Annotated in this window: 5 protein-coding genes; 2 read left to right on the top strand and 3 right to left on the bottom strand. The window is 60.5% G+C overall.

Translation table 11 applies throughout. The features are described 5' to 3' along the window. Nucleotides 1-198 precede the first annotated feature (198 nt). The 3 genes from HU811_RS24330 to HU811_RS24340 all read right to left on the bottom strand — a co-directional run bounded on the left by HU811_RS24330 (nt 199) and on the right by HU811_RS24340 (nt 3,180). Nucleotides 199-903 carry a hypothetical protein gene (locus tag HU811_RS24330; RefSeq protein ID WP_186658520.1) on the bottom strand — a complete coding sequence of 235 codons (705 nt, stop codon included), beginning with the start codon at nt 901-903 and terminating at the stop codon, nt 199-201. Between the two features lie 138 nt (nt 904-1,041). Further along, entirely contained in the window at nt 1,042-2,055 is a 1,014-nt protein-coding gene (locus HU811_RS24335) for a GGDEF domain-containing protein (protein ID WP_186658523.1), read from the bottom strand. A 207-nt stretch (nt 2,056-2,262) separates the two neighbouring features. Next, the gene (locus HU811_RS24340; protein WP_186658526.1) at nt 2,263-3,180 is read right to left on the bottom strand and encodes a LysR family transcriptional regulator; all 918 of its coding nucleotides are present in this window, start codon (nt 3,178-3,180) and stop codon (nt 2,263-2,265) included. Nucleotides 3,181-3,278: 98 nt separating this feature from the next. Here HU811_RS24340 and HU811_RS24345 point away from each other — a divergent pair, with 98 nt between their 5' ends. Then, nucleotides 3,279-4,454 (top strand): aspartate aminotransferase family protein, encoded by a 1,176-nt coding sequence (locus tag HU811_RS24345; protein ID WP_186658529.1) that lies wholly within the window; start codon nt 3,279-3,281, stop codon nt 4,452-4,454. Between the two features lie 112 nt (nt 4,455-4,566). Further along, complete coding sequence (locus tag HU811_RS24350) at nt 4,567-5,304, top strand: YiaD family glycine zipper/OmpA-like lipoprotein (protein WP_186658532.1); 738 nt, start codon at nt 4,567-4,569, stop codon at nt 5,302-5,304. Nucleotides 5,305-5,402: the final 98 nt, after the last annotated feature.

Below are 5,402 nucleotides of genomic sequence, written 5' to 3' on the forward strand. Positions count from 1 at the left end.
GCCTTCGCGAGCAAGCCCGCTCCCACAGGTGCTATGGCGAGCACATAATCTGCGAACGCCGCTGATCCATTGTGGGAGCGAGCCTGCTCGCGATGAGGCTGGCACTTTCAGCATCGACGCAAGTGAACCACCGCCTTCGCGAGCAAGCCCGCTCCCACAGGTATTGGCGGCGGGCTGATCACCGCCGAGCAAGAAGGCTTATTGCTGGGCGATGCTATAGCCGTCGAACGCTTTCTGCTGTTGCAGGGCGGTGACGATGCTTTTGCGGGTGACCGGTTGTTCGGTGCCGTCGTTGTCCAGGAAGATGTCATTTTCCAGCTCGGCCTGGTCGCCTTCGCCGACGAAACTGAAGCCCAGGAATTCGAAGGCCTCGCGGTCGACGTTCGGCTTGGAGCGTGGGGTGCGCAAGGGTAGGGTGACGCTGATGCCGTCCTTGCTGATGACAAACACTTCGGCCTCTTTCTTGGGCCGCGACGCCTTGCCTTTGCTGCCGCTCGGATTGCTGATGGCCTGGTGGGTCTGGTTCAGCACTTTCAGGGCCAGGCCATAAACCAGTTCCTGGAAGGCCGGGTCGTCCTTGTAGCTGGACAGGATACGGCTGATGGGGAAGCGGCTGCTCAGGTCTTCCAGTGCTGCGAAATCGGCGGCTTCGGCGTCCTTGAGCTGCTTGAGCTGGCCCATCAGTTCGTAGGCCTTGTCATCGTCGAACGCGTCATGGGCCTGGCGGATGGCGTTGCGCAGCTCACGGATCTGGTCGCTTTCGCGGTTCGACTGGAACGCATCGAGAACCATCTCACTGATGCTTTTGGCCTGAGGCAGATGCTGTGAAAGATTGATGGAGTTTTCGTATTCCGCTTTGGACGACAGGGTGACTACGGATTCAGCGGTATTGGAATCGGACATTGAAATTTCACTACTTCTGTTAGCTGGATGAGGCGAGAAAGGCGTTGAGCTTTTTTCCGGTCGCCTAATCTATTGGACCCGGGCGGCGTTGTCACGGTTGAACCGGTGGCAGGTCAGCATTTGTTGTTCAGGTACGCCTCATTGGCAGATCACATTCTTGCCGGCCACCTTGGAGCGATACAGCGCCTGGTCCGCCCGGTCCAGCAGCATCGTGTGCGGCTCATCCTCACGTCGCTGCACCACGCCAAAACTCATGGTGACCTGGAAATCGCCCACCGGCAGCAGGTCGGACAGACTCCGGCGAATGGTTTCAGCCATCAGGCAGGCGTCGGCCAGGGAGGTATTGGGCAAAATCATGATGAACTCATCACCCCCCCAGCGTGCGAGCAAGTCGCCGTCGCGTTCGCAGCGTTTAACGGCTTGCACCACTTGTACCAGCGCTGCGTCGCCAAAAGCATGACCGTAACGATCATTGATGTCCTTGAAGTCATCGACGTCCATGGCGATCAGTGACAATGGCTCGCGAAAGCGCTGGGCACGCTCGCAGGCCAGCGGCAGGGCCTGTTCGAGGCGATAGCGGTTGGCAACCCGTGTCAGGGCGTCGGTTTCGGCAAGCCTGCGGTTTTCGTCGAGCTGGATCTGCAACTGGCGGTTGACCCGGGACAGTTCCAGGGTGCGCTCCTGGATGACGGCTTCCAGCGATTTGTTACGCTGTTCCAGTTGTTCGAACAGACGCTTCTTGTCGTCAATGCTGCGATGGGCGCCGATCATGCGCGCCACGGTGCCGTCGGGGTTACGGGCGATCACATAGCCACGGTCCTCGATCCACAGCCAGGAGCCGTCGCGCGTGCGACAGCGGTATTCGGCCTGGTAGTGATGGGCGCGTTGTTGCAGGTGGTCGTCGAACAAAGCCATCACCTGCGGATAGTCATCGGGATGGATCACGCTTTCCCACGTCAGCACGGTGTTATCGAGTGAGTGAGGCGGATACCCCAGCATCGTGTACCAGCCAGGGTTGCGGTAGACGAACCCGGTGTTGGCGTTCCAGTCCCAGATGCCATCGCTGACCAGCTCAAGGATGGTGTGCAGCACACCTTCGTCCAGGCCGGACAGGTCGAGGCGCAGCATATCGATGTTCGAGGCGTCGCCCATCGTCGTTTCCTCAATCAGCCTTGATATCAAAATGCTCGTCCAAGGATGAAGAGTAGCCGATAGGGCGCGAGAGGGACTAGCGGAGGCGATACCTTGAGCGTAGGAGCTGTCGAGCGAAGCGAGGCTGCGATCTTTTGATCTTTCGCTTGAGACTCAAGTGGCTGGGGAAAGATCGCAGCCTCGTTGCACTCGTCAGCTCCTACGTTGTCATTCGGCTGGGGTTTGGGGTTTGCCCCATTTCTCCAAGGCAAACTCGACGAAGCTGCGCAACTTCGGCAAACGGTAGCGATCCTGGGCGTACATCAGGTTCATCGGGCGATGAGGCAGTTGATAGTCCTGCAGCAGCGCTACCAGTTGGCCGTCCTTCAAATCCTGCTCCACCAGCGCGTCGGGCAGCATCACTACGCCCATGCCGGCCAGGGCGGCGCGGTGCAGGCCCGAGGAACTATTGATCAACATCGGTCCGTTCACCGGTACTTTGATTTCGCCGTCCGGGCCGTTGATGGGCCAATGATCCTGGGCGAACCGCCACTCATCGCCCGCCGGATAAGCGAATGACAGGCAGTCATGCTGTTGCAGGTCGACGGGTTTTTCTGGTGTGCCTCGCCGGGCCAGGTAAGCCGGGGAGGCGCAGATGGTCAGGGTGTAATCCATCAAGGGGCGGGCGATGCATTTCGGGTCTGGATGGCCCAGGCGGATGGCGACGTCGAAGCCATGCTCAAGCAGGTCCAGGCGTTGGTTGGTCAGCACCACGTCGAGCTTGACCTGCGGGTGACGCTGGCTGAACTCGGCCAGGGCAGGCGCGAGACGTTCGGTGCCGATGGTCAGCGGCGCGGTGATGCGCAAGAGGCCGGTGGGCTCGCCCTGGGTCTGCTCGGCCAGCCGTTCGGAGTCGGCCACCAGCCCCAGCACTTCTGAGCAGCGCTGATAGTAGACCGAGCCGAATTCCGTCAGGCGCTGACGACGGGTCGTACGGTTGATCAGGCGCACGCCGAGACGTTGCTCCAATGCACGAAGATGATTGCCCACCATGGTCGTAGACATTTCGCACGCTTGGGCCGCCGCGGTCAGGCTGCCAGTTTCTACCACCTTCACGTAAACGGTCATTGCCTGGAGCAGGTCCATTATCAAGCTCAGCTTTTAGATGATTGAAGTAAAGCAGCATTTATCCATCAGGAGTGGCTAACCATACTGGAAAAAACCACCTGATGGAGCTTGAAGCCATGACCGCCACCTGCCTGATGACCACTTACCAACCCCTGGCGCTGAATTTTACCCATGGGTTGGGTACGCGCCTGTGGGATCAGGACGGTCGCGAGTACCTGGATGCGGTGGCGGGCGTGGCCGTGACCAACGTCGGCCATTCCCACCCTCGATTGGTGGCGGCTATCAGCGAGCAGGCTGGCCTGCTGCTGCACACCTCCAACCTGTACGGCATCGACTGGCAGCAACGGTTGGCGAAAAAACTCACTCAGCTCTCGGCAATGGAACGGGTGTTTTTTAACAACTCCGGTGCCGAGGCCAACGAAACCGCACTGAAACTGGCGCGCCTTTATGGCTGGCACAAAGGTATCGAGCAGCCACTGGTGGTGGTCATGGAGAATGCGTTTCACGGACGCACGTTGGGCACCTTGTCCGCCAGTGATGGCCCGGCGGTGCGCTTGGGCTTCAATCGGTTGCCGGGGGATTTCATCAAGGTGCCATTCGGTGATCTGGCGGCGCTGGACAATATCCAGCAGGTCCACGGTGAGCGCATCGTTGCGGTGCTGGTGGAACCGATCCAGGGCGAGAGCGGTGTGCAACTTGCACCGCCAGGCTATCTCAAGGCCTTGCGCCAACTGTGCACCCGGCGCGCCTGGTTGCTGATGCTCGACGAGATCCAGACTGGCATCGGCCGCACCGGCCAATGGTTTGCCTTCCAGCACGAAGGCATCGTGCCGGACGTCATGACCCTGGCCAAGGGCTTGGGCAATGGCGTGCCCATCGGCGCCTGCGTGGCCCGGGGCAAAGCCGCCGAACTGTTTACGCCTGGCAGCCACGGCAGCACCTTCGGCGGTAATCCGCTGGCTTGTCGGGTGGGCTGCACGGTGCTGGACATCATCCAGGAGCAAGGTTTACTGGACAACGCCAGGCATCGGGGCGAACAGTTGCTCAACCGGCTGAGGGCCGAACTGGCGGACAACCCGAACGTGCTGGCGATTCGCGGCCAGGGCTTGATGATCGGCGTCGAACTCAAGCAACCGGTTCGCGATCTGAGCCTTTGCGCTGCGCGCGACCACGCTCTGCTGATCAATGTCACGCGGGGCAAGACCATCCGCCTGCTGCCGCCGTTGACGCTCGATGGACGAGAAGTGGAAATGATCGTCAGGGGCGTGAGCCGCTGCCTGGCGCAGGTGTAAGCCAGGCGAGACGCAGCGCACGGAATTTTTGCCAAATGCTGCGTTCCAACGCCAGCCAGAGTCGATAGCCTAAGCTCAGGTACTTCAGAACCAAAATACCAGGAGCATCTTCATGTTCACCTCGCGTCGCTTGATTGTTGTCGCAACCGCTGTGGCCCTGCTGTCCGGCTGCGCGTCGCCTAATCCTTATGACAACCAGGGGCAGGCTTCCACAGAGTCCTCCGGCATGAGCAAGACTGCCAAGTACGGCGGCCTCGGTGCCCTGGCCGGTGCGTTGGCCGGTGCGGCCATCGGTCACGATAACCGTGGCAAGGGTGCATTGATCGGCGCTGCGGTTGTGGGGGCTTCCGCAGCCGGTTACGGTTACTACGCCGACCAGCAGGAAAAGAAACTGCGTGCCAGCATGGCCAATACCGGCGTTGAAGTGCAGCGCCAGGGTGACCAGATCAAACTGATCATGCCGGGCAACATCACCTTCGCCACCGACTCGGCGAACATCGCGTCCAGTTTCTACCAGCCGCTGAACAACCTGGCCAACTCCCTCAAGGAGTTCAACCAGAACCAGATCGAAATCGTGGGTTACACCGACAGCACCGGCAGCCGCCAGCACAACATGGATCTGTCGCAACGTCGTGCACAGAGCGTGGCGACCTATCTGACCTCCCAAGGTGTCAGTGGCGCCAACCTGACGGCCCGCGGTGCCGGCCCGGACAATCCGGTGGCGAGCAATGCCGACGTCAATGGCCGCGCGCAGAACCGTCGTGTCGAGGTCAACCTCAAGGCGATTCCTGGACAGCAATATCAGGGGGCACCGGCGCAGCAGGGGCAGACTTACCAGCAGTACCCATAACCGCTGGGCTGCAAATGAAAGGGGGGCCCCTAAAAACAGGGCCCCCCTTTTTTGCGGCTAGCGTTTGGACCTTTGTGGCGAGGGAGCTTGCTCCCGCT

The organism is Pseudomonas tehranensis, assembly GCF_014268615.1.
In the GTDB taxonomy this organism is placed as follows: domain Bacteria; phylum Pseudomonadota; class Gammaproteobacteria; order Pseudomonadales; family Pseudomonadaceae; genus Aquipseudomonas; species Aquipseudomonas tehranensis.

What these genes read in the sequence shown, in the direction of transcription:
- HU811_RS24330 (WP_186658520.1), bottom strand. Translation starts at nt 903, where the DNA reads ATGTCCGATTCCAATACCGCTGAATCCGTAGTCACCCTGTCGTCCAAA.
- HU811_RS24335 (WP_186658523.1), bottom strand. Translation starts at nt 2,055, where the DNA reads ATGGGCGACGCCTCGAACATCGATATGCTGCGCCTCGACCTGTCCGGC.
- HU811_RS24340 (WP_186658526.1), bottom strand. Translation starts at nt 3,180, where the DNA reads ATGGACCTGCTCCAGGCAATGACCGTTTACGTGAAGGTGGTAGAAACT.
- HU811_RS24345 (WP_186658529.1), top strand. Translation starts at nt 3,279, where the DNA reads ATGACCGCCACCTGCCTGATGACCACTTACCAACCCCTGGCGCTGAAT.
- HU811_RS24350 (WP_186658532.1), top strand. Translation starts at nt 4,567, where the DNA reads ATGTTCACCTCGCGTCGCTTGATTGTTGTCGCAACCGCTGTGGCCCTG.